Source organism: Massilia sp. CCM 8734, assembly GCF_011682155.1.
Lineage (GTDB): Bacteria > Pseudomonadota > Gammaproteobacteria > Burkholderiales > Burkholderiaceae_D > Telluria_A > Telluria_A rubra.
This window is the reverse complement of sequence record NZ_WHJI01000114.1, coordinates 1-1,783: the sequence shown is the minus strand read 5'-3', so window position 1 is coordinate 1,783 and position 1,783 is coordinate 1. Positions and strand designations below refer to the sequence as shown.

Here is a 1,783-nt window from a genome sequence, read left to right as displayed (position 1 = left end):
GCCCGGCCGACAGCGCCGCGTTGTCGAGTACCATGCGCGTGGCCGCGTTCACGGTGGTCTGGTCGTCGCGCATGATCGAGGCGAAGCCGTCGCCGAAGATGCTCGTTTCGTCCTTGTCGGCGTAATAAAAGTGGTACGGGTAGGTGACGCCGTTGATCGGCTGCAGAGTGATCTTGATCACGTCCCCGTCCGGGAGCATCCATACGTTCGAGAAAAACGTCTCGTGCATGCGATCCTGCGGAACGACCACGCCGGCCTGCGACAGCAGCTCGCCGCCGATCCAACCCCAACGCTCCACTATTTCGTAGTTGCCGTCGTGATTGAGTTTTGCCGACTGGCGCTCACCGATCTGCCGGATCTCGTTGTCGTACGCACGCGAGGTTTGCGCCCCCTTGGGGTTGGCCAGGATATAGGCGCGGATCTTGGCGCCGTTGAATGCTTTGCGCTTCGCCAGCGCCGCGAGCGCGCCGCGCGTCATGATGTGCTGCTCGAATACGTAGCCACAATCCGACAGCTTGGTGGCGGACATGTCCGGGTAAAAGCGCCACAGGGGGACGTAGGCGACGAAGGGCACGATGTACGACTCGGTCTTCATCACCCAGTTGCCATTGACCCGCACAAACTTCTGACGGGTCTTGCGCTCGACCAGCGGAGCCTTGAGCACGCCTGTGCCGTACAGGTGGCCGCTGTGGAGCACCTCCCTTGCCGTGCTCTTGTACTGGGCCTCGGCCAACTGGTCATCCATGATGCTGGTCATCTTGTCGGCCGCCATCTTGACCAGCTTGGCGATCGCGGCGTCCAGTTCGCGGCGCGTCGGCACCGCCCCCGTCTTCGCCACCATCTGGCTGATCAGCTTGCGCCTAGTATCGCGGTCGACGGATGGGACGGCGGTGGGCTCGGCCGTCCAGTTGCGGTCGGACGTGGTCGGGAACAGCAGATCGGCGACGCGGGCGTTAGCGGTTTTTACCTTCACACGCGTCAGGCGCACAAAAGCCCTGGAGCGGTTTTTTCCGAATTTCGCTTCCACGTCCGGATCGTAGAGCCCGCGATACTGGCGCAGGTCCATGAGCCAACGCTGTTCTGTCTCGCGCCGGTCGAGCACGGCTTGGGCGAACTCGGCCAGAAGCGTCACGCCGAGCGTGTCCAGCGCGACGTAGGCGGTGTTATCGTCGCGGGCCATGCCTTCGGTAGCCGCCCGTACATATTCTTCGTGCGCTGTATCTACTGCATCGGTCATTGGCGTGCTCACAAAAAAGGCCCGCGCATTGGCGGGCCGGAAGGTTGTTGCAGGAGATTGGGGCGGCCGGTAACCGTGGCTGGGCTTAGTAGCCTGCCCGCGATGCCGCGCGCTGCTGCGTGTGACCGCCGCCACGACTGTGATCCTCACGCAGGGCGCGGGGGATCACCGGCTCGGCAAATGTCATGGCGATGGCGTCCGCGCCGTCTGGCGAGCGCATCTGCCGTTTCTTCATGTCCTCCTTGGCCTCGATGAGGCGCGCGCCGTTGGAGGACGTTTTGTAGCTCGGCGCGGAAATGTCGGCAATCATGGCAACGTCGTTCGGTAGCCGGTTGGGGCCGTCCTCGATCCACTCTTTGAAGCGATACCAGATCTCGGCGCGCTTGTTGGCGTACAGCTCCGGATCATCGGCCCTTGCGGCAGAGTTCACGCCGATGACGGGCACGCCTAGCTCCTTGAGCCGGTCCACGATGCCCGATCCGATGCCGATCTTGTCCACGAAGATGGCATCGGGCTGCATGTCGCGGTAGTAGCCGGCAAGGATGC

Annotated in this window: 2 pseudogenes; both read right to left on the bottom strand. The window is 63.2% G+C overall.

The annotated features are described in order from the left end of the window. A pseudogene (locus F2P46_RS35615) lies at nucleotides 1-1,237 on the bottom strand (hypothetical protein); the annotation flags it as partial. Nucleotides 1,238-1,322: 85 nt separating this feature from the next. Next, nucleotides 1,323-1,783: pseudogene (locus tag F2P46_RS35610) on the bottom strand (terminase); the annotation flags it as partial.